General features: G+C 74.9%; 15 protein-coding genes. All 15 read left to right on the top strand.

Annotated features, from left to right (window positions below; translation table 11 throughout):
• Position 1: 1 nt before the first annotated feature.
• The 15 genes from DDP54_RS06950 to DDP54_RS06885 all read left to right on the top strand — a co-directional run bounded on the left by DDP54_RS06950 (position 2) and on the right by DDP54_RS06885 (position 22,577).
• Entirely contained in the window at positions 2–562 is a 561-nt protein-coding gene (locus tag DDP54_RS06950; protein WP_109131133.1) for a hypothetical protein, read from the top strand.
• A gap of 46 nt (positions 563–608) precedes the next feature.
• Positions 609–1,055, top strand: coding sequence for a hypothetical protein (locus DDP54_RS06945; protein ID WP_109131132.1), 447 nt, complete (start codon positions 609–611; stop codon positions 1,053–1,055).
• A complete protein-coding gene (locus DDP54_RS06940) occupies positions 1,052–2,407 on the top strand; it encodes a hypothetical protein (RefSeq protein WP_109131131.1) in 1,356 nt (451 codons plus the stop codon). Before DDP54_RS06945 ends, DDP54_RS06940 begins: the two co-directional genes overlap by 4 nt.
• A 1-nt stretch (position 2,408) precedes the next feature.
• Positions 2,409–2,951: a DNA circularization N-terminal domain-containing protein gene (locus DDP54_RS06935; RefSeq protein ID WP_109131130.1), complete on the top strand. Its 543-nt coding sequence runs from the start codon at positions 2,409–2,411 to the stop codon at positions 2,949–2,951.
• Between the two features lie 66 nt (positions 2,952–3,017).
• Positions 3,018–3,434 (top strand): hypothetical protein, encoded by a 417-nt coding sequence (locus DDP54_RS06930; RefSeq protein WP_109131129.1) that lies wholly within the window; start codon positions 3,018–3,020, stop codon positions 3,432–3,434.
• A gap of 30 nt (positions 3,435–3,464) precedes the next feature.
• Entirely contained in the window at positions 3,465–7,487 is a 4,023-nt protein-coding gene (locus tag DDP54_RS06925) for a peptidoglycan-binding protein (protein ID WP_242448268.1), read from the top strand.
• Complete coding sequence (locus DDP54_RS17965) at positions 7,484–8,488, top strand: hypothetical protein (RefSeq protein ID WP_146192378.1); 1,005 nt, start codon at positions 7,484–7,486, stop codon at positions 8,486–8,488. Before DDP54_RS06925 ends, DDP54_RS17965 begins: the two co-directional genes overlap by 4 nt.
• A 2-nt stretch (positions 8,489–8,490) precedes the next feature.
• Entirely contained in the window at positions 8,491–9,573 is a 1,083-nt protein-coding gene (locus tag DDP54_RS06920) for a hypothetical protein (RefSeq protein ID WP_109132412.1), read from the top strand.
• Positions 9,570–10,376: a phage baseplate assembly protein V gene (locus DDP54_RS06915; protein WP_109131127.1), complete on the top strand. Its 807-nt coding sequence runs from the start codon at positions 9,570–9,572 to the stop codon at positions 10,374–10,376. The genes DDP54_RS06920 and DDP54_RS06915 overlap by 4 nt, the downstream gene beginning before the upstream one ends.
• Positions 10,377–10,454: 78 nt before the next feature.
• Positions 10,455–10,775, top strand: a complete 321-nt coding sequence (locus DDP54_RS06910; protein WP_242448267.1) for a hypothetical protein — start codon at positions 10,455–10,457, stop codon at positions 10,773–10,775.
• Between the two features lie 94 nt (positions 10,776–10,869).
• Positions 10,870–11,376, top strand: coding sequence for a hypothetical protein (locus DDP54_RS06905; protein ID WP_109131126.1), 507 nt, complete (start codon positions 10,870–10,872; stop codon positions 11,374–11,376).
• Complete coding sequence (locus DDP54_RS06900) at positions 11,373–12,980, top strand: baseplate J/gp47 family protein (RefSeq protein ID WP_109131125.1); 1,608 nt, start codon at positions 11,373–11,375, stop codon at positions 12,978–12,980. Before DDP54_RS06905 ends, DDP54_RS06900 begins: the two co-directional genes overlap by 4 nt.
• On the top strand, positions 12,973–17,343 hold the full coding sequence (locus DDP54_RS06895; RefSeq protein ID WP_109131124.1) for a hypothetical protein: 4,371 nt from the start codon (positions 12,973–12,975) through the stop codon (positions 17,341–17,343). The genes DDP54_RS06900 and DDP54_RS06895 overlap by 8 nt, the downstream gene beginning before the upstream one ends.
• Entirely contained in the window at positions 17,340–18,341 is a 1,002-nt protein-coding gene (locus tag DDP54_RS06890) for a hypothetical protein (RefSeq protein WP_109131123.1), read from the top strand. The genes DDP54_RS06895 and DDP54_RS06890 overlap by 4 nt, the downstream gene beginning before the upstream one ends.
• Positions 18,342–18,392: 51 nt before the next feature.
• A complete protein-coding gene (locus DDP54_RS06885) occupies positions 18,393–22,577 on the top strand; it encodes a helix-hairpin-helix domain-containing protein (protein ID WP_109131122.1) in 4,185 nt (1,394 codons plus the stop codon).
• Positions 22,578–22,591 lie beyond the last annotated feature (14 nt).

Raw genomic sequence — 22,591 nt, 5'->3', positions numbered from 1 at the left:
CATGGCACTGACAGAAGTCTTCACCGGGAAGAACGGCACGCTCACGCTCGCCAGCGAGGACACCCCCGAGGGTGCCGACGCCAAGGCGGTCGTGGACACGTACGCGATCCAGACGGTCGGTCGCCTGACCGACGTCGCGGTCAAGGTCGACACCGCGCTCAAGGAGTTCTACGAGGTCGGGCGACGTCACCCGGTCTCGCTGAGCCCCGGGGACATCGCGATCTCGGGCACCGTCGGCCGCGCGTACGTCAACGGCGCGCTGCTCATGCTGCTGCAGGGTCGCGGGTCCTCGCCCACGGCGTTCGCGGAGCCGTACGTCCAGCCGTCGTTCACCATCACGCTGCGGCTCGCGGACCCGGCCCGTCCGTCGAACTCGCTGACGCTCGAGATCGGGGGCGTGAAGTTCGAGAACTGGCGCTTCACGGTGCCCGAGGACGAGTTCGTGATCGAGAACCTGTGCTTCCGCGCCCTGACGATCCGTGCGATCGACCGGGACGGCGGCGCGGGTGCTGCGGGCGGCGGCGAGGCGGCCCCGACGGCCGTGGCGTTCGCCTCCGAATGACACCGAGTGACACCGGGCGATCCCGAATCACAGGGAGGTGGCACGCATGGCCCTGACGGCGGAGGACCTGCTGGCCGGCAGCGCGCTCACCCATGAGGTCGAGCTGCCGCCCGGCGGTCCGGTGGGTGCGGTGACGGTCCGGCCGCTCACCGTGCGGGACGTCCAGCTCGTCGCGCACGCGGCGAAGGACGACCGCGAGCTCGCGGCCGGGCTGATGATCGCGCGGGCCGTCGTCGAGCCCGTGCTCACCGTCGAGCAGGCCGGTCGTCTCCCCGCCGGGCTCGCCCGCTTCCTCGTCGACACCATCAACGAGCTCAGCGGGATCGAGACCCCACGGGACCGGCTGGCCGAGCTGGTCCAGGCGCCGCTCGCCAAGGCCTGCTTCGTGCTCGCCGAGGAGTTCGGCTGGACGGCCGAGGACGTCGCCGGCATGACCATCGGTCAGATCCTCATGTACGTCGAGATGACCGGACGGGCGTCGGAGGTCGCATGAGCGCCGACCGGGTGCGCAGCGGCGCACGCGCAGGGCTGCCGGGCGTCGGGACTCTCGACGCCGCGGGCGGTCCGGTGGCGTGGTGCCGCGACACCGTGCGGGCGACCCGCCGGGTCGGCGACCTCGACGCGCGGCTCGACGCCGTGTGCGCGCGGGCACCGCGGACGCCCGCGCTCGTCCGGGGGCCGGTGCTCGGTCATGCGCTCGACGACTGCCTGCGCCGGCTCGACCGGGGCGAACCGCTCGGGGTCGAGGATGCTGCCGGGACCGGGACCTGGGCGCGCGAGGGGTCGGGGACCGGGTGGGACGGCGCGTCGCATCGTCGGCCGTGGGGACGCGGCGAGGCGCACCCGTCGGGCGGCGTCGTGGACCCCGCGCCGAGCCCGCGGGCACGGCCGTTCGGCCGGGTCGGTCCCGCGTCGGTCCTCGCGCCGCCGCGGGGGCCGGCGAGCGCGGCGTCCGGCGGGTCCGAGAAGCCAGGGTCGCGCGGTGCCGCAGGGGTGCACCGCCTGGGCTCGGCGGACGGCACACGCGTCGGGGGAGCCGTCACCGTCGACCGGCTGCGGGCGCTCGCAGGTCCGGTGACGCTGCGCGCCGCGGCGGGTCCGCCCGCCCACGACCGGTCGCAGGAGGTGGGCCGTGCTCGGCGGCGTGGACCGGGGACGGAGGCGTCGCCCGCGCCGGGGCCGCGGTCGGTGACGGGTCCCGAGCATGCCGTCGTCGTCGCGGCTCGGGTCCTGCGCCGGATCGCCGGTCGCCCGGGCTCGGCCGTCGAGCTGGCGCGGAGCCTCCCTCGGCCCGACGCCGGACCGGCCGACCAGACCCTCGTCGACCTCCTCGCGCGCTGGTCGACCTGGCGTGCCCTCGGGGCGGACCTGACGGATGACGAGTCGTCCGACGCCCGAGACGCCCGCAACACCCGCGACGGCACCGCGGCCCCCGGCGGCGCGCGTCGGCGGCGCCGCGGACGCGGTCGGGCGGAACCCGGCGCGCCCGCCGGTGACCGCGTCGGCACGACCGGCGGACCAGAGCCGGCCCCCGCGCGCCTCCCGACCACCCCGCGAGCCGACGAGCAGCTCGTGCGCTCACCGTCCCGGTTCGGCGAGCAGCCGACCCGCCCGCGTCGCCTCACGGACCTCGTGGACCCGCCGCCCGACGAGGACGCCGCCGGCGACGCCGGACCGGGCACCGACGGGGTCGGGCTGCGCCCGGGGCTCGCCCGCGTGGCCGTCGACACGTCGGCCGCGACCGGGGTCGGCGGCACCGTGCCGACCGTGTCGGCCCCCGAGCTCGAACGGGTCCTCGCGCGCGTCCTGCGGGACGCCGCCAGCCGGCACGGGATCGAGGTGTGACATGCGTCCGACGCTGGCCGGGACCGAGCTGCCGCAGGTGCAGGAGCTCACGACGAGCGACCTGCGCGCCGTCGCGGAGCACAAGGCACCCGGCAAGGACGGCAGCATGCTGCAGAACCTCGGGCGCGCGCCGACGGCCGTCACCGTGCGGGGGGTCGCGACCGATCCCGCGGCGCTCGACCTCGTCGAACAGCTCAAGACCGACCTGCGGACCGGGCAGCCCGTCGCGTTCGTCGCCGACATCACGACCGACACCACGATCGAGCAGGTCCTCATCGACGACCTGCAGGTCCGTCAGCTCGCCGGGCGGCCCGACCGCTACGCGTACGTCCTGACGCTGCGTGAGTACGTCGAACCGGTCGAACCCGAGTCCAGCGCCGCGCTCGACGCGGACATCGCCGCGGACGCCGGCGCCCTCGTCGACGGCCTGCTCGACGGGCTCGACATCGCCGTGCCGTTCGCCAGCGGGCTCGACAGGTTCGTGACCCCGCTGACCGACATGCTCACCCGGCTCCAGGCCTTCCGTCAGGCGAGCAGCCCGTAGCGGGCCGCCGACCACCACCGGCGCACGCGCCGGACCCCCCCACCGATCGAGACCGAGGAGCACACCATGGCCGACCAGAACCTCTTCGAGCAGCTCAAAGGGGTGCTCACCGAGTTCAAGACGTTCCTCGACCAGAACGTCGCGACGATCAAGCCCGCCATCCAGGCGATCGCCGCGCTCGTGCCGCAGGTCACCGAGCTCATCGACCTGCTCACCGGCCTGCTCGGCAAGCTCAAGACCGAGCTGAACAACCTCGACGTCGGCGCGATCCCCGGGCTCGGTGAGGTGGCCCAGTTCACCGGCATGATCCCGGCGTTCCTCGACGCGGCGAAGAAGATCCTGCCCGACGAGGCCGCGAGCATCGACTCCATCGCGTCGGTCGCCGACGTCGTCACCGGCCTCCCGTCCGTCGACGCGATCAAGGCCGAGCTGATCAGCCTCATCGACGCGATCTCGACGCACCTCAACTCGCTGAAGCCCTGACAGCCGAGCCCGCGACCGAACGGAGGGACCGTGGTCCGCCCGATGCTGGGAGACCTCGAGCTGGAGCAGGTGCAGCTCGTCGAGTCCGACGAGGACCAGGTGGTCGTGCGCCACCGCGTCCCCGCGCTCGAGGGCGACTTCCTCCAGGACCTCGGTCGGCGCGGTGCGCGGGTGTCGCTGACCGGCGTGCTCACGGCGCCGGACACGAAGGACAGCCTCGCGGACCTGCGCACCCGGTTCCACGCGGGCGACCCCGTCCCGTTCGTCTCGGACATCACCTCCGCGACGGCCGTCGACCAGGTGCTCGTCGAGCGCATGGACGTCCGCGAGCTGGCCGGCCGCCCGAGCATGTTCGAGTACCACCTGACGCTGCGGGAGCTCACCGAGGCCGAGCCGGTCGACACCGAGGAGGTGATCGTCCCGCCGCCACCGCCGCCCACGGTCACCGACGGCAAGCTCGCGGTCACCGTGGTCGTCGAGGGCGACCCCGGGTTCGACATGGACCGCGTGAAGGTGTCGGTCACGGGTACCGAGGAGAAGTCCGGTGCGTCCCTCGACCGGCAGCTGACGAACCGCACCCGCCCGGACACGTGGTTCGAGGACCCGTTCCCCGCGGGCCAGTACACGGCGTCGGCGCTGGTCGACGACAACGCGACACCGACCGGTCAGCGCGAGGTGCTCACGGGCTCGACGGAGGTGCGGGTCGTCGAGGGGGCGACCGCGACCGCGACGATCACGCTGCGACGCGGCGGCAGGATCGGCACCGTCTTCGTCATCACCTTCCACTTCGACAAGTCCTTCGTCGAGCCGTGCATGCGCCACGTGCTCCAGCGGGTGCTCGAGTTCTCGGGCGCGCACACCGACCAGAAGCTCCTCATCGTCGGCGACACGGACCTGACCGGCAGCGACCAGTACAACCAGGCGCTGTCCGAGCGTCGGGCGCGCGCGACCTTCGCGATGATGACGTTCGGCAGCGACCCGGACCGGTCGGTCGCCGAGTGGGACGCGCTGCGCAAGGCCCGCCCGTCGGGCACGATCACGACGGTCGCGGACACCTGGGGCACCCGCGAGTACCAGCTGATGCTGCAGGACCTCGGCCGGTTCACGGGCAACGTCGGCGGCGACCCAGCCCTGACCGACGCGGCGGTCCGGCAGTTCCAGACCGACCACGGCCTCGCGTCCGACGGGATCGTGGGCGACGACACCTGGCCCGTGCTCATCCGCGAGTACCTCGCGCACGAGCCGCTGGACCTGCCGACCGACCGCCTGCTGAAGAACGCGAACGAGACGGGCTGCGACAACGGTCCGCTGCGCTGGCTCGGCTGCGGCGAGCAGGACCCGGTGCGCAGCACGCAGGACGCGTGGCGCCCGAACCGGCGGACCGAGCTGATGTTCGTCCACGAGACGGCGATGGGCGTCCAGGTGCCGAGGCCGGTCACGCTCGACCTCGTCCCCGAGGGTGCGGGCGGCGGCGGCTGGTGCCTCGACGACGGCACCGCGACCGCCGTCGACGCGTTCGTCGTCCCGTGGGGGCAGCCCGCCCCGACCCCGCCCGGCCCGGCCTGGTTCCGCACGCCCGCCGAACCGGGCACGTTCCCCGTCGCGGGCCGGATCACGTTCGAGGACGGCACGCCCTTCGCGTTGCGCACCTACGTGCTGACCGCGCCCGACGGCGAGTACCTCAACGGCGAGGTCCCCGCGACGGGCTCCACCGCGCACGCGGGCACGCCGATCAAGGGGCGGACCGACGCCGACGGGAACCTCACGTTCCCCGGACCGCAGCCCCAGAAGGGTCCGGGCCTCTCCACGATCGCGGTCGACGGACCGTTCCTCGTACGCTCGCGGACGCAGACGCTCACCGACGTGCGCGGCAACGCGACCTGCTTCCGGCTCGACGGCTCCGCACCCGCGGACATCGTCGTCGTGGACCGCGCGGTCGCGTCGGTGCAGCCGAGCATCACGGGCGACACGGTCGTCGTCGTCCGCAAGCCGCACACCAACCCGGCCCGCCGCCAGGTCGTGCTGCACGCGTCGACCGGGTTCACCGGGTCGGGGCGCCTCGACCGGTCGAGCGACACCATCCGGTTCTTCGACGCGGCGGCCGGCGGCAACGAGCTGACCTTCGACGGCGTCGACACCGTGTTCACCGACACGCAGCTGGCCGCGGGGGTGACCCTGTTCGCCGAGGGGCGCACCGCGAGCGCCGCCCTCGACGACGTGACCCTGACCCTCGCGCTCACCGTCGGCGGGACCCCGGGGCTGAGCACGACCCGCACCCTGACGTCGGTCGAGCTGACCCTCGACCTGCACGCGAGCCGGACCGCCGTCGGGGTCGACCCGGCCGCGCTGTCCGAGGCGGCGAAGATCGACCCGGGCCGGTTCGTGCAGGTCCAGGACGCGGGTCGGCATGCGGGCCGCGCGATGCTGACCGTGCGCCGGGCCCGGCCCGCAGCGTTCACGGGCACGCTCGTGCTCAGGTCGCTCGACGCACGCACCCGCGTGTTCGCGGCCGCCGACGAGGTCGCCGCCCCCGCCCAGGTCGCCGTCGTCCCCCCGGTGAACCTGCCGAACGCCGCCATCCCCGCCGCCGGGACGCGCTTCTGGGTCGAGGGGGCCGCGGTGAGCGGCGGGCTGCGCGACACGGTCCTGCAGCTCGGCATCGACGGGCTCGAGCCCGACGGTGACCGCGTCCAGCTCACCGTCGTCGAGCTGAGCAACCTGACGATCACGATCCCCGCGACACCCGCGCACTCACCGCGGCTCACCAACTCGCCCGTCGCCCCGCACGTCGTCCCCGGGACGGCAGTGCCCGTGCCCGCCGACTTCGACGAGAACCCGACCGCCAACCCGCCACTCGCGCTGGTCGAGGGCTCGGTCGCCGTGGCCGCGCCGATCACGCTCGCGGTCACCGTCCGGCCTGCGGGCGTGCCGGTGCGATGGAGCGCGCAGCGCGCCCAGGGCGTCCCCGCGGCCGACGGAGGCGACGACGCCCCCGCCATCGTCGCGCTGCACGCCGCGGCCGTCCCGACGCTCACGCAGGACGCGGTCAACCCGCTCGCGGCCACGATGCTCACGGACAACGCCGGCACGTTCCACGTCCGTCCGTTCGTGGACGGCAACGGCAACGGGACGTACGACCACCACATCGACCGCGAGCCGAGCATCATCCGCAACGTCGTGCTGGGCCGGGCCACGCTGTTCCTCGACAGCTCGGTGGCGCGCAGCGCCAACTTCGCGGTGCTCCCGGCCGGCGGCGGCATCAGGGTCACGTCCGGGGCGTTCGACATCGCGGCGCCCGCGACGGCCGCGATGCACATGAACGCCCAGGTGGACGTCGTCACCGGCGGCGCCGACGGTCGCCGCGTCATCGCCCAGTACTTCGGTGGCTGGATCAACAACGAGACGGCGGTCGAGACGATCTTCGGGACGTTCGTCGACCCGGCCGGCACGGTCCACGCCGACCCGACGGTGTTCGCGTCGAACCTCGCCGCGGCGACGGGTGGCGCCCCCGGCAACCGCATCTTCATCCCGGGCAACCCGGCCCCCGCCCTGATCGCCCCGCCGCTCCTCGACTCCGGTCGCGGAGCAGGGGTCGTGGGTCGCGGCGGTGACTCGGCGACGCTCACGCGCAGTCGCATCCGCACGCGCACGGCCCTCGCGGTCGGCCAGCGGTGGATCGTCGAGTCGGTCGACAGCCCCGGCGACGGCGAGCCGGCGGCGCGCCCGTCGTTCCCGACGGCCACGCTGCGGCGCTTCCACTTCGGGCTGACGTTCTCCTCGACGCTCGGGCTCTGGACCAACCGGACGGCCGTGAGCGGTGCGACGGGCGACCCGGCCGACCGGACATACGCGGTCGTGCTCGAGGTGCGCTGGACCCAGGCCGGCGAGTGGACCATCACCCCGGCGACCGGTGCCGTCGGGGTCGTCACGGCGCCGACGACGGCGATCGGGGGCACGACGCCGACGACGCCCGCCGTCGCGGCGGTCACGACCCCGGTCGAGGTGCGGTTCCCCGCCTCGACGGACCAGCTCGCGAGGGACGGGCGGACATGACCACCTACGCCGTCATGTCCGAGGTCCTCGACGCCGCGACCATCGTCCAGGTCGTGGTCGACGACGCCGCGCTCGGCGACTGGACCCCCGAGCCCGGGACGAGCTTCCAGCAGCGCACCGGCACGGTCACCGTCCGGCTCGCCGACGTGCTCAAGGGGCGCATCACCGAGCCTGTCGGCACGAGCGTCACGATCGACGTCGTGCTGCGGCGGACGGGCGGCACCCGGCTCGGCGACGTCGAAGGGGTGTGGTCCCACGTCCCGACCGACCCCGGCGCTCGCCTCGTCGCGTTCTGCGACGCCGGGACCCGGACCCTCGGGCCCGCTCTCAGCGAGCAGCACTGCCAGCGGCTCATCGTGTCCGGGCCGGTGCTCGCGGACCTGCGGCTTGCGATCGGGCTGCAGCGCCGCTCCCCGACGGCGGACCGGCTGCTGGCCGAGGCCGAGCGGCAGCGCGCCGCCGGGGGAGCGGTGTTCGCGCGGTACGTGTGGGTCGCCGCCCGCGAGGCCGTGCGCGCGAGCCTCGAGCGTTTCGACCGGCTGATACGCGTCGCCGAGGACCCCGCGACGCGCGTCGAGGCGCAGGAGACCTACCTCGTGAGCGCGTACGAGGAAATCACGTTCACCCGCGCCTACCCGGCCGAGCACCGTGCCCGGCTCGCCCGGGCGATGCTGGCCAGCACCCTCGACCCGCGGCTCGGCGAGCTGCGCTCGACGCTGCTCGGCGTCTACGTGCCGAACCTGATCGCGACCGCCGGGCCGGGTCCGCTCACGGCCGACGACGTGTTCGGTGCCGAGCCAGCGCCCGGGCCCGGGCGTGCGGGTGCCGTGGCCGGGCCCGCAGCAGGCGCCGCCCCAGCTGGGGCCGCCGGGCCCGCAGCCGCGCCGGACCTCCGCGACGCGCTGCGCGCCGAGCTCGACGACCCGCGCGACCCCGCGACGACCAGCGCCGTGCTGCGCGCGTGGCTCGACGGCTCCGACCCGACCGACGGGGAGGGCTGACCATGCTCCGGCCCGCCTACCGCGTGACCATCGGCGACCACGTCGTCGACACCACCGCCGAGCCGCGCGCGAGCACGGTCGTCGAGCTGGTCGTCCGGCTCGACATGGACACCCCCGCGGACGAGGTGACGATCGTCCAGGGGCAGGTCGGCGGGCTGCGTGCCGTGCCCGGCGACGACCTGTCGATCGAGCTCGGGTACGCCGACCCCGACGCCGGGCTCGTGCGGGTCCTCACCGGGACCGTGGTCACCGTCGAGCCGGACCTGTGCACGGTGCGCGTCGTCGGGCACTCGCGGGCCGACGCGCTGCTCCGCACGCGCCTCGACCGCACGTTCGAGGACACGACGTACGGGGACGTGGTCCGTGCGCTCGCGGCCGAGGCCGGGGTCGACGTCGCGCGCGTGGAGGACGGGCCGCAGACCAACGCGTACGTCGTCGACGGTCGCCGGGACGCCGCCCGGCACATCCGCGACCTCGCTGTGCTCGCGGGGTTCGACACCTACCTGACCCCCGAGGGCGGGCTCGTGTTCGAGGCGCTCGCCGGGAACCGCACCGTGCACGTCCTGAAGTACGCCGAGCACGTGCTCGAGGCCTGCCTCACGCGCGCCCGGCCCGCAGCCGGGACGGTCGAGGTGTTCGGGGAGAGCCCCGGCGCGTCGAGCGGCGACGAGTCCTGGGCGTGGCTGACCAGCGACTTCACGCCGTACCGCGCGAGCGCCGGCACCGGGACGCCCACGCTGCTGCTCGAACGGTCGGCGGTCCGCACCGCGGCGGCGGCCTCGACCGCGGCGACCGCTGCGCTCGACGCGCTGACGACCGCGGCGCTCCGTGGCCGCGTGCGCATCCAGGGCCGCCCGCAGGTCGCGCTCGGCGACCTCGTCCGGCTCGAGCGCTTCCCCACGCGCGCCGGGGTCGACGAGCTCGACGGGAACTACCAGGTGCGCGCGGTCGAGCACCGGATCACCAAGGCCGAGGGGTTCGTGACCGACGTCGACCTGCGCAGCCTCACCGGCGCGGCCGCGCAGGCAGCCGCCGCGACGCCGGGGTCCACACCGACCACCACACCGACCGGAGGTGCGTCATGAGCACGATCGTCGACACGATCGCCGCGATCGTCCGCCACGAGCTCGCGGCCGTCCGCACGACCGAGCTCGGCGTCGTCGAGGACGTCCACCCGCACTCCGGCGCGGGCGACGACGACAACTACGGCGTCGACGTGACCCTCAAGAACAGCGGGCTCGCCCTCAAGCGCGTACCGGTCGGCACCGGCCACATCGGCACCGTCGGGATCCCCAACGTCGGCGACCTCGTGCTCGTCGCGTTCGACCACGGCGACGTCAACAGCCCCGTCGTCATCGCGCGCCTGTACGACGACGCGGACCGACCGCCCCTGTCGACCACCGACGAGATCGTGCTGCGACTGCCGCTCGCCGCCGACGACGACGCGAGCGTGCTCGCCGCGCTGCGCAACCACCCCGACGCGAGCCCTGCCCGCGAGCTCGTCATCGAGATGCCCCCGAAGATCACCGTCCGGATCATCGACGGGACCGTGACGGCCACGGCCGGCGAGACCGAGCTGAAGCTCGACCAGTCGGGGTCGAGCGGCGGGACCGTGCACGTCAAGGCCGGCCGGACCACCGTGACGATGGACCAGGACGGGGACGTGACCCTCGAGTCCGCGGGCTCGGTGACCCTCAAGGCCGCGTCCGACCTCACGATCCAGGCCGGCGGCGCCGTCGCGATCAAGGCCGGCACGACCCTGACCGCCGAGGCCGGCACGCGCGCGACGCTCAAGGGATCGCTCACCGCGGCGCTCGAGGGGAGCGCCGGAGCCACCGTCCAGGGGGCGTCGGTGACCATCCAGGGCCAGACGAGCTTCTCGCCATGACCCGCCGGACCACAGCCGCCCGGACCGCAGCCACCCGGACCCCAGCCGAGGAAGGGAGTGATCGTGCCAGGACAGCCCGTGACCATCGGGGCCAGCGTCGTCGTGACGCCCGGCGTGACCGGCGCGCCGGACACGGGCACGATCCTCGTCGTCCTGCCGCCGTGGGTGACCGCCGGCGGGATGCCGCTCGCCACGAGCGGGTCGATCTGCCTGATGGCCAACTCGGTCACCGGGGCGCCGTACCCGCTGGTCATCGGGTCGGTGGGGACGAGCACGGGGCTCCAGGTCGGGGGGCAGGGGCTGGTCCGGGTCGGCGACCGCATCCCGTCGGGCAGCGGCGTCCTGCTGGTGATCGGGCCGCCCGCGGCGACCTTCGTGACCGACACGTGGCCGCCGTGACCCCACGCCGCCCGGCCGAACCAGCACCGGCAGCACCCGCACGGACAGCAGCACCCGCACGAACCGCAGCACCCGCACGGACGAGGAGGTCGCGATGAGCACCCCGACGGTCGGCCCACCCCGTGAGGCGCTGCCCGGCACGGACCTGCGTCTGCTCGGCGACCTCCTGACGGCCGAGCAGCGCGAGCGCGGCAGCGACCTGCTCACGGGCCCCCGCCCGCAGCTCGCGGTGCCCGGTGAACCGGAGCGCAACCACGACCTGCTGCCGGTCACGGGCTTCGAGAACCTCCAGCAGGCGCTGCTCCTGCGCTTCCTCACGCAGGTCGGCGAGCTCGCGCACCTCGGGCACGCCACGTACGGGAGCCGCCTGCACGAGCTCATCGGCGAGCTCAACACCGTCACGACCCGCAACCGGGCCAAGCTCTTCGCGCTGCAAGCGCTCGCGGACGAGCCCCGGGTCGCGTCTGTCACGTCGATCACCGTGACGACCGCCCCGAGCGGCCCGACCCGCCTCGAGATCCGCGCGTCGCTCCTCGCGATCGACCACGTGACCGCGCTCAACCTCGTGTTCCCGGTGCCGCTCGCCGGAGGTCCGCTGTGAACGTCGACACCGTCACCCTCGTCCACCGCCCCTTCGGGGAGCTCGTCGAGGACATCCTCACGTCGGTCGTCGGCGGCGTCGTCAACGAGCCGATCCGGTTCGACCTCAAGGTGCTCACGTACGCGCTCGCCGAGCCGTCGTCGGGCGTGCGCAGCATCACCGGCGTCGTGCCCGGAGGCAAGCCGCGCACCTTCCTCCCGGCGATCGACTACGCGTTCACGGGCACCGCGACGAACACGGTGGCCTGGCTCGAGGACGGCACGAAGCCCGACGACAACACGACGTTCTTCGTCGACTACTTCCGGGTCGACAGCCGTTCGCCGCTCTCGGACATCAACGTCGGCAGCGTGACCCGCACGCTCACCGAGGCGGTCGGGCGCGAGATCGCGACGGTCTACGACCAGATCAACCTCGCCTACGAGTCGGCGTTCGTGGACACCGCGACGGGCACCTCGCTCGACCACACCGTGGCGATCCTCGACGTGTTCCGCAAGACGGCCGAGTTCGCCGAGGGGCTGGTGACGTTCTTCCGTAGCGCCGGGGTGGACGGCAACATCACGATCCCCGCGGGGACCCGGCTGGCCTCGACGGGCGGCAAGGTCGTGTTCGCCTCGACGCAGCCGCGCACGCTCCAGCGCGGCCAGGTGCGCATCGACGTGCCTGTGCGCGCCGACGTGGGCTTCGCCGGCGAGGCCGGTCTGGTCCCGGCCGGTGCGATCACGGAGATGTCCCAGCCGGTCGCGGGGATCGACCACGTGACGAACCTCGACCCGACGCAGCGCGCGGCGGCCGACGAGACCGACGACGAGCTGCGCCTGCGCGCGAAGGCCGCGCTGCGCTCGCTCGGCAAGGCCACGATCGCGGCCCTCGACCGCGCCATCCGGGAGAGCCGGGGAACCCCGATCGAGTTCTACGACCCGGGCTCCCCGCTGGCGAAGCGCTCCGAGCCGGGCACGGTGACCGTCGTCGTCGAGGCGGAGCCCGAGCGGCTCGGGAGCATCGTCGACGCGGTGCACGCGACACGCGCCGCCGGGGTCGTGGCGACGGTCGTGGCCCGGTACGTGTTCATCACCCCGCGTGTCACCGCGACGATCACGCCCGGGCTGTCGGCGCCGGGCCAGGCGCAGGTGCAGTCCGACGTCGTCGCGGCGCTGCAGCACTACGTCGACGGCCTCACGCGCGGCGAACCGGCCGACGGTGCCGCGATGCTGACCGCGATCCGCAACGTCGACGACGTCACGGCCGCGACGGTGGTCGACGTCGTCGTCGCGCGCGCGGACCTCGCCGGTCCGGACGGGGACGCGGGCCTCGTCGACGCGCTCGTGCAGGCCGCGACCCTGGCCGCCGCGGGGGACGCCGCGGCGCTGCGGGACGCGCTCGCCGGTGCGGTCGCCGCCGCGGGGACGCACGCGCCGACGAGCGCGCACGTGCCCGACCGCTCGCTGCTGCAGTCGACGGTCCCGGCGCGCGCGGGGCAGCCCGCGACCGACGACGAGATCGAGGCCGGCACGTTCCAGGTCTCCGCGACGGTCGCCGGCGAGCCGTGGTGGATCGCGCTCGAGATGGTGCCGGGCGACGTGCACGTGGAGGCGCCCGGTGCCTAAGGCCGACCGCATCCTCGCGAACCTGCCGCCCACGTTCCGGCTGCGGGGCGACCCCTCGGCGCTCCGGGCCCTCGTGGACGCGTACGGCGGGGAGCTGCAGACCGCGGAGAACTCCCTGGTCGCGGTCATGCGCGCGCACTGGATCCAGTTCGCGGACGCCGGCGAGAAGACGATCGAGGACCTGGGGAAGTTCGCCGCGCTGTACGGTCTCGCGCCGCGTCCGGACGAGAGCGTCGAGGAGTTCCGTGACCACCTGCGCCGGTACGTGCGCACCTACCTCGACGGGACCGTCACGGTGCAGGGGATCCTGCGGATCACCGCCGAGGCGCTCGGCCTGCACATCGAGGACGATGCGCTCGACACGTGGTGGGACCGGCCCGACCCGGTACTGGTGACGACCGTGCCGCGCGGGGCCGACGCCGCGAGCCTGGTGCTCGGGGTGCCATCGGCGACCGTCGTGGGCGCGGACGCGCAGCCCGCGACCCTCGTCGGGCGCGTGGAGGTGGGCTTCGGCGTCGACCTGACCGCCGCGCGCGTCCTGCGGGTCGCGCTCGACGGTCACGGCGCGCTGCCCGTCGACCTCACCGCCGGGGCCGCGAACCCGGCCGCGGTGAGCCCGACCGAGCTCGTCGCGGCGATCGAGGCCGGTCTCGGACGGCCGGGGGTCGCGCGGGTCGAGGGGGGACACCTCGTGCTGGTGTCGGGTACGACCGGGACCGGGTCCGAGGTCCTCGTCGAGGACGGTCCGGACGACGCCGCCGACCTCGTGCTCGGCCTGCGTCCCCGCACCTACGCGGGCTCGGACCCGGTGCACGCCCGGATCGTCGGGACGGCCGACCTGAGCTCGGCGCTCGACCTCGCCGCGGCCCGCTACCTGCGGGTCGTCGTCGACGGCCACCACGTCGCCGAGGTCGACTGCGCGGCGCTCGCCGCGAGTCCGGCGGCCGTGGACGTCGCCCAGGTCACCGACGCGATCAACGCCGCGCTCGGCCTGACGGTCGCGTCCGACGACGGCCGGTTCCTCACGCTCACGTCCCCCACGTCCGGGGAGGCCGGGTCGATCGTGCTGGCCGACCCCGCGGCGCAGCCCGCGACCGCCACGCTGTTCGGCACGGCAGCCCCCGTTGCCGTCGGTGCCGGCGCGCGCCCCGCGCGGGTCGTCTCGGACCGCCGGATCGGGCTCGGGGTCGACCTCAGCCGGGACTCACGGCTGCGGGTCGCGCTCGACACCGCACCCCCGGTCACGATCGACGTGGCCGGCCTCGACCCTGCCGCGACGACACCCGCGGAGGTCGTGGCCGCGCTGAACGAGGGCCTCGGCGCGCAGGCGGCGTCGCACGACGGTGACCGCGTCACGCTCGTGTCGCCCACCGCCGGGGCCGCGGGCGCGCTGCGGGTCGACGAGGTCGACGGCGACGCGGCGGAGGTGGTGCTCGGTCTGCATCCCCGGTCCGCGCGCGGCACCGCCCCGGTGACGGCCGCCGTGGTCGGGACGGCCGACCTCTCGGGAGGCGTCGACCTGTCGTCGCGGTACCTGCTGCGGCTCGGCCTCGACGGCGGCGCCCCGCGTGAGGTCGACCTGCGCGGCGGCATCCCCGATGTGACCCACGCGAGCGTCGAGGAGATCAAGGACGCGCTGAACGCCGCGCTCGGTGCCGACCCCGGCGACCCGGTCGCGTCGCACGACGGCGCGCACCTCCAGCTCGTGTCGGCGAGCGCCGGCACCGCCGGCTCGATCGACCTGCAGCCGCTGAGCGACACCCTGCGCCGGCGATTCGTCACCCGTGCCCGCGTCACGGACGACGCCGCGACGACGGTGCTCGCCTTCACGGCCCGCACCGCGACGGGCAAGGCCGCGACCGTCGCGCGCCTCACCGGCCCCCACGACCTCTCGGGCGGTGTCGACCTCAGTGTCGACAGGCACCTGCTCCTCACGGTCGGCGACCGCACGCCCGTCCCGATCGACTGCGCCGGCCCCCGCCCGCGGGCCACCACGGCGGCCGAGATCGTCCACGCGATCACCACCGCGTATGCCGCGCAGCACCCGACCGCGCCCGGCCCGATCGCCCTGACCGACGGTCGCACCCTCGTGCTGACCGACCCCGAGCCCGGGGCGGCGTCGCGGATCCTGGTCGAGCCGCCGCGCACGCTCGACGCGCTCGACAGCGTCCTCGGGGTTCCCCCGGTGCTCGCGCGGGGGCAGGGAGCGGTCTCCGTGCACCTCGCCGGGACCGTCGACCTGTCCGCCGGGGTCGAGCTGCCCGCCGACGCCGCGCTGCGGATCGGGGTCGGTGACGCCCCGCCGGTCGACGTCCCGGTCGGTGACGGCTCCACGACCGCGACGCGCCAGCTCAGCCAGATCGTCGCGCAGGTCAACCTCGCGCTCGCGGCCCAGGTCGCCGCGCACGACGGCACGCACCTGCTGCTCGTCCCGCCCGCGACCGCGACCGCGAGCCGGCTCGTCCTCGAGGTCCCGACCGCGGGCACCGACGTGACGCCTGCCGTGCTCGGGTTCCCGGCTCCGCGCACCTACGTCGGGCAGGCCGCAGCGGCCGCGCGCGTCGCGGGAACCGTCGACCTGACCGCGGGCGCCGACCTGCGCACCGCGCACGTGCTGCGCCTCGCGATCGACGGCGGTGCCCCCGTCGCGGTCGACCTCACGGCGGCGGTCCCCGCGGAGGACCGCCGCACGGTGAGCGCCGTCCAGGTCGCCGCGGCGATCCGGGCCGCCACGACCGCCGAGTCCGGCACCCTCGTGCTGCCGGGCGGCCTGGGCCTCCACGTGACCTCGCCGACGACCGGCCCGTCGAGCCGCGTCGAGGTCCTGCGCACCGGCGCGGGCGACGCGGCGCCGTTCCTGCTGGGCGCCGTGGGTGCGTCCGCGGCGGGCACCGACCCCGAGCCCGCGATGCTCGACGGCACCGTCGACCTGCTCGCACCCGTCGACCTGTCAGAACGGTCGGTGCTGCGCCTCGCGGTCGACGGCGGTGAGCCGGTCGACGCGGACCTCGCGGGCATCCGGCCGTCGGCGACCCTGCTCGCCGAGATCGTCGCCGCGATCGACGCGGTGCTGCCCGGCGTGGCCCAGGCCGGCCCGTCGGAACGGCTCCGGCTGGTGTCTTCGACCGCCGGACCGGCCAGTCGCGTCGAGGTCGTGCCGGTGCGCCACCTCGAGGTCGTCGAGTACCCGCCGGTCCGGGCCGACGTCGAGGCCGACGTGGCCCACGGCAGCGTGCTGACGTTCACCAGCACCGGGTCCGCGGATGTCCCGGCCACGATCGAGGTCGACACCGCGCGCGGGATCGCGTGGCCGCGGCTCGGCGACCCGGCGGGCGGTTGGTCGGTCCGCGTCGCAGCCGCGATCGGGGCCGGGGGGCGGCTCGTCCTCGAACCGACCGACGCCGGTGGCGTCACCGCGACCGTGGCAGAGCGCGGAGAGACGCGCGTGCTTGCCCCCGAGCTCGTCCACGTCGTGCCCGAGCATCCAGCGCCGGGCGCGCGCGCCGCGCTCACCGTGCGCCGGGGCCGCAACCGCTGGAGCTGGACCGAGTGCCGTGCCGCGCGGTTCGACGCCGCGGTCGTCGACACGGACCGGTTCGCGGGGGAGCCGTGCACCGAGGAGGCGGTCTTCGACGTGAGCCGGTTCTCGCCGACCGAGGTGCCGGCGGTGCTCGGGTCGTCGGCGACCCGGTCGGCGACCGCGCACGTGCGGGTCGCGTGGGACTCGCACGCTGCGGGGACCTTCGAGGTCAACCTGCCGCGCGACCTGGACCCCCGGTTCGGGCGCGTCTTCGACGAGGCCCGGTTCGGTGCGGCCGAGCCCGAGCTCGTCGCGGGCGTCGTCACTGAGCCCGAGCTCGACGCCGACCGCCTCGTCCGGCGGATCAACCTCGAGTCGCGGCTCGTCGAGGCGAAGGACGTGCCCGTCGTCCCGCTCGGGTGGACCGCGGTGACGCTGCCCTTCCGCGACCCGACCCCGCTGACGCTCGGCCGGACGCACGACGTCGCCCGCCTCTACGTCACGGGTCCGGGTCTCGCGCCACGGTTCGTCGAGATCGCGGCCGCCGAGCCCGGCACGTACGGCAACGACATCCGGGTGTCCGCGCGGCTCGTCGGACCGGAGATCTACGACGTCGAGGTCTCCATGCCGGGCGCGCGGTTCGAGAACGCCCGCGCCGCCGTCCTCGGGCCGGACCTGCCGACCCTCGCGGAGCACCTGCTGAAGCCCGGCCCGGTCGGGGTCGCCGCGGCCAAGGCGGCCGGCGTCCGCGCCATCGTCACGAGGGACCGGGCCACCCCGGCCGCCACCGAGCACCGCACCCACCAGGACGGGCCACGCCCGGACGAGGAAGGAACACCATGACCGACACCACCGTGCCGTACGTCGAGCAGGCGCCCGGCGACATCCTCACCGCCGACGCGTGGAACGAGATGCAGCGCAAGATCCACGCCGACATCGAGGCGAGCTCCCAGGCTGCCGCCGCGTCCGTGACCCACGTCGCGAACGCCGACGACGCGGCCCACCTCGAGGGCAAGGACCTCGCCGCGCTCACCGACGAGGTCACCAAGCGCGTCCTCGACGACGTGCGCGGGCGCACCGGCTACCAGCAGCTCTTCAAGGTGCTCAAGGCCGACGAGCCCACGATCATCGAGCACGGCCTGGGCACCATGCCGCTCGTCGACCTCTACAAGCTCGAGTACTTCGAGGTCGCGTGCCACGAGGACGAGGAGATGCGCGCGTCCTTCGCGACGTTCTACCTCGTCAACCGCGAGGAGCGCCGCGTGCGGGTGCCGACCGCGAGCGGTGGCCGCCGCTCGATCGACATCCAGCCGCCCGACGGCCCCGAGATCGGGATCCCGTTCGCGGACATGCTCACGCGCTACAAGGTGCCGTACACCGACAAGACGAACCTCGACGACCTCGAGACCGAGTTCTGGAAGGCGTTCTTCAAGGCGCCGAACGACCGGTTCAACGACGACCAGTACTGCCACTCGCCGTGGTTCGAGCGGTGCTGCTCCGAGCAGCACAGCGTCAAGCGGCTCAAGGACCAGGGCGACTGGAACGACATGCTCTTCATCGTCCAGCCGCGCAAGACGGTGAACTTCACGGACACCACGACGCCTGCTGCCCGGTTCCCGCAGCCGGCGAACGTGTTCGTCCAGCACCTCGACAACAACCGCACGGCCGTGTGGTTCAGGCCGCCGACGCCGCACGACCCCGGCGACGACGCCCGGGCCCGGGCCTACATCAACGACCCGAGCAGCCCGGTCATCGACCCGGACAACCTGTCCACCGACGGAGACGACATCCAGGGGCGGTTCGAGCGCGAGCTCAAGCTCATGGTGCTGCTCAAGGTCTGACCCGCCAGCAACCAGGAGCGGGCCCAGGACGCGACGAGGAGGAGGCGCACGATGCAGGTCCGCGCGAGGCATGCGGGCGGGCGGCTCCCGTTCGAGCGCGACCAGCGGCTCGTGCTGCGTCGGCTGCCGGTCGGCGCGGTCGTGACGCGTGCCGTCCTGACCCTGACGCCTGTGAGCACCGACCCGACGGGGCGGTTCCTGGAGACACTGACCTTCCCGGCGGGCTCGGGTGCGGGGGACCGCGGAGCGACGAAGGTCGTGACGACGGGGGCGGTCGAGATCGACCTGCATGCCCGGCGCCGGCTCGCCGCGCTGACCGGGTCGGGTCTCGTCGGCGTACCGCTGCTCGTCGACATCGGCGGGGGGTTCCTCGGCGTCGACACCCTCGGCGGCTTCAGCGGGGGTGCGCCCCTGACCCTGACGAACGCGGCAGACCTCCCGGGGCTCACCGTCACGGGGCTGCGGATGCCCAAGGCAGGTGCCGACGTGTCGGTCCTGCGGGTCTCGTCGCCGCCGAGCGGCGTCACCGTCGCGGTCGAGGGCGGCCCGGTGTTCTTCACCCACCGCGGCGACCTCGTCGAACCGGTGACGACGCCCGACTTCTCGGACGTGCTGCAGGGCATGCTCCCCGAGCTCGACGTCGAGAACGGCTGCTGGGTCGTGCCGTTCGTGCTTCACTCCGACTCGATCGCGCGGATCGACCTGGACCTCGCGATCGACCTCACCCTGGCGGCGTCCGCGACACCCGACGGGGTGCGGACCGTGCAGGCGGCCTACCGGTTCGGCGGTGCGCCCGTCGCTGGCGGAGGGATGTTGGCGGTCAGCGTGCCGCCCGGCATGGTCGCGGTCGAGGGTGCGACGACCGGACGCGTGCAGGGTGCGTTCGCCGCGACCCGCGTCGTGCACGGCGCCCTCACCGCGGCGACGGCGACCGAGCTGGTCGTCGTCGCTGCCGGCCAGTCGCTCGCGCAGGCGCTCGTCCCCGCGGGCACCGTGGTCGCCACGAGCGTGGACCTCCTGCTCACCGCGGTGACGGCCGCCGTGACGCTCGCGGTCGACCTCGTCGTCGACCTGGACGGCAAGCCCGGGAGCGCGTCGCTGCTGCCCCACCCGGCGGACCTCACGATCACGCGGGACGACGCCGGCTCGCCCACGTGGGTCAGCGTGGCGCTGCCGCGCGAGGTCGAGGTGGCTGCGGGCCGGCGGGTGTGGCTCGTCGTCCAGACGCGCACCGGGTCGGCGGCGTGGAGCGCTGCGGCCGGGTCCGCGCGCGAGACGGGCGACCGTCCGGGGCCTGCCCTGCAGGGGACGCGCGACGGTGGGCTGTCGTGGCGCGCGGCGTCGTCGGGTGCGGCGCCGTCGGGTGCCGCGCCCGCGACCCCGGCGACCCCGACGGGCGCAGGGCTCGCGGCGGCGCTCCGGCTGCGGCACGCCACCACGGGCTTCCACCTCCCGCTCGAGCTCCGCGTCGGCGCAGGCGGCACCGAGGTCGGGGTGTCGGTGCAGAGGTTCGCGGCCTCGGGGGCCGTCGACTTCGGCCTCGACTTCCCCGAGGTCGCCGGCGCCGTCAACACGGCGCTCGCGGCTGCGGGTGCCGGGGCGGCAGCCGGTGGCGGGGAGCATGTGGCCAACGGCGACTTCGCGAGCTGGTACCGCGTGGGGACCACCGTCCGGCGGTCGCGCGACCTCACGCCCGACCCGTCGGACGGGTACGACGCCCGCGCGTGCGTGTTCGGGGCGGACGGCGCCCGCGCGCTCACGGTCGGCAGCCGGACGACCGTCGGCCCCGACGGCGGGAACAGTCGGACCAGCACCCGGCTCGTCGTCTTCGACGTGCTCTCGGGCCAGAGCGACCTCGACGTGGACATCGCCGCCCCCGCCGGAATGTCCGAGCCGACCGCGCTGGCGCTCGACCCCACGGGCCGCAGGCTCCTGGTCGCGACCCTCGTCTGGGGGACGACGCCGGAGGTCGCGGCCGGGGACAGCGCCGACGGGTCGTGGCTGCAGCTCGTCGACGTCGCGACGGGCCGGGCCACCGGTGCGTCCGTCCCCGTGCCCGAGCCGACCATGGCGATCGTGCCTGCGCCGGACGGTCGGGGGGTCTACCTCGCGGGCGGGGTGTCCGACGAGTCCACCGGCACCACCACGGTCCTGCGCCACGTCGAGTGGGAGGCGGTGACCGCGGCTGCGGGGGGATCCCCGCTCGACTGGGACACCCAGCCGCACGACGAGGTGCCTGGCCTCCCGCTCGCGCTCGCGGGCGGCGACGACGGCCGCGTCGTGCTGCTCACGGGGACACCGGCGGTCGTGGGGACCGCGACCGGGACCGGGCAGGCGGCGGAACGGGTCTGGACCTACGCCGACCGGGCGGCGCTCGCCGCCGGTGACCGGATCGGGGTCGACGCCGTGGCCGACGCGGTCGACGCCGCATGCCCTTCCGCGGACCTCGTGCTGGTGCTCGCCGAGGACCGCGTCCGCTACCTGCGCGCGACCGACCTGTCGACGCTCACCGAGGTCCGGCTCGCCGCCGGTGACCCGGCCCGAGCCTGGGCGCTCGACCCGCAGGGCGCGCTCGCCGTCATCGCGCGTGAGGGCACGGTGGCCGTCCTGGACGTGAGCGCCCGGCGGATGCTCCCCGACCCCGACATCCCGGTGCCGTTCGGCGAGGGGTCGCTCGCCGTCGCGGTCAGCCCGACGGGGACCCATGCGACGGTCGCGCGCTTCGACGACCCCTCGGTCGAGCTGCTGACGCTCGGCGACGCGTTGCCGGCCGAGTGGGAGCTCACGGCAGGCTCGGTGCGACCCGTCAGCCTGCCGGCGACGGGCGAGGTGCTCGCGCTCCTCGGGAGCTCGACGCTCAAGCAGAGCGTCAGGCTGCACGACGCTGCGCCCGGCAAGGAGGTCGTGACCCTGCGGCAGGGCCAGGTCGCGGCGACCACCCGGTCGTCGATCTCGCAGGTCGTCCCCGTCGTGGGCGGCGCGAGGTACCGGTTCGGCTTCGACGGGGTGGCATTCGTGGACGGCGCCCGGGCGCAGGTGACCTGGCGCGGCGACGCGTGCTCGACCGAGCGCACCGACCGGGTCCCCGTCCCGGTGCTGGACCTCGAGAAGCGCACCTCGCTCGACCGCGTCCCGCGCCAGGAGGTCGTCCTCGTGGCGCCCGCCGGGGCGACTCAGGCCGAGGTGCAGCTCTTCACGCCGGAGGGCCGGATGGTCGTCGACCACGTGACGCTCAGCGGCTCGGCCGACGCGGCGACCTCGACGTGGCAGCCGGCCGCCCCGTCGACGACCGTGGCGCGCGCCGACGACGGGGTCACGCTGTCGAACGGCGGAGCCGTGGACTCCGACGTCAGCCAGATCGTGGGGGTCGTCGCGGGGGACCGGTTCGACCTGGTCGTGACGGCCGCCGCGAGCGGTGAGCCCGGCGCCGGCGTCGAGCTCACGTTCGGGGACGAGACCGGGCTGTCGGTCCGCGACCCGATGCGGCTCCCGCTCGACGTCCTCGACCTCGACGCGCGCGCGGCGTCGGGCGTGGTCCCGGCCGGGGCCGTCGAGGCGCAGCTGCGGGTCGTCCTGCCGCCCGGCGCCGTCGTGCACCTCACGGAGCTGACCCTGGAGATCGGGGAGCCGACCGACGTGGGGCTCTACTTCACGTCCGAGGCGCCCGGAGACCTGAGCCTGACGGACGTGTCGGTGACGTTCGACCGCGGGGTCCCGGCGCCGGTCCCGGTCCCGCCCGGCGGCCTGTGCCCGGTGACCCCGACGAGCGAGGACGGCGACGACTGCTACTGCCAGGGGTGCGGGCAGCACGGACCGGCGACGCACGGCACGACCGCGGTGACCGCGGCCGGTCGGGCGGCCACCGTCACGCCGTGCCCCACGTGCGGCGCCGCGCGCGTGCGCCTCGGCGGTGTCCCGCTGCGCCGGGCGCAGACCGTGTCGCTGCCGCAGTTCCGCGCTGTCGACCGGGTGCTCGCCGTCCCGGTGCGCGGGGCGCCGGCCCTGGCCAGCCGGATGACGGTCGACGCCCCGGTCACCGACATCGCGTTCGTCGGTCAGGTGCGGGCCGCCCAGCTGCGCGCCGCGGGGGTCGGTGACATCACCGCGCTGGCCCGGGCGGACGCAGCCCTCGTGGCAGCGCTGCCCGGGGTCTCGACGAAGCTCGCGGCGAAGATCATCGCGTCGGCGGCGGAGCTGGTCAGGACGCGCGGCGAGCGGGTCGTGGTCGGGCTGTAGCCCGCCTGGCGAAC

This window comes from Cellulomonas sp. WB94 (assembly GCF_003115775.1).
Classification (GTDB): domain Bacteria; phylum Actinomycetota; class Actinomycetes; order Actinomycetales; family Cellulomonadaceae; genus Cellulomonas_A.
This window is presented reverse-complemented; position numbering and strand designations above follow the sequence as displayed.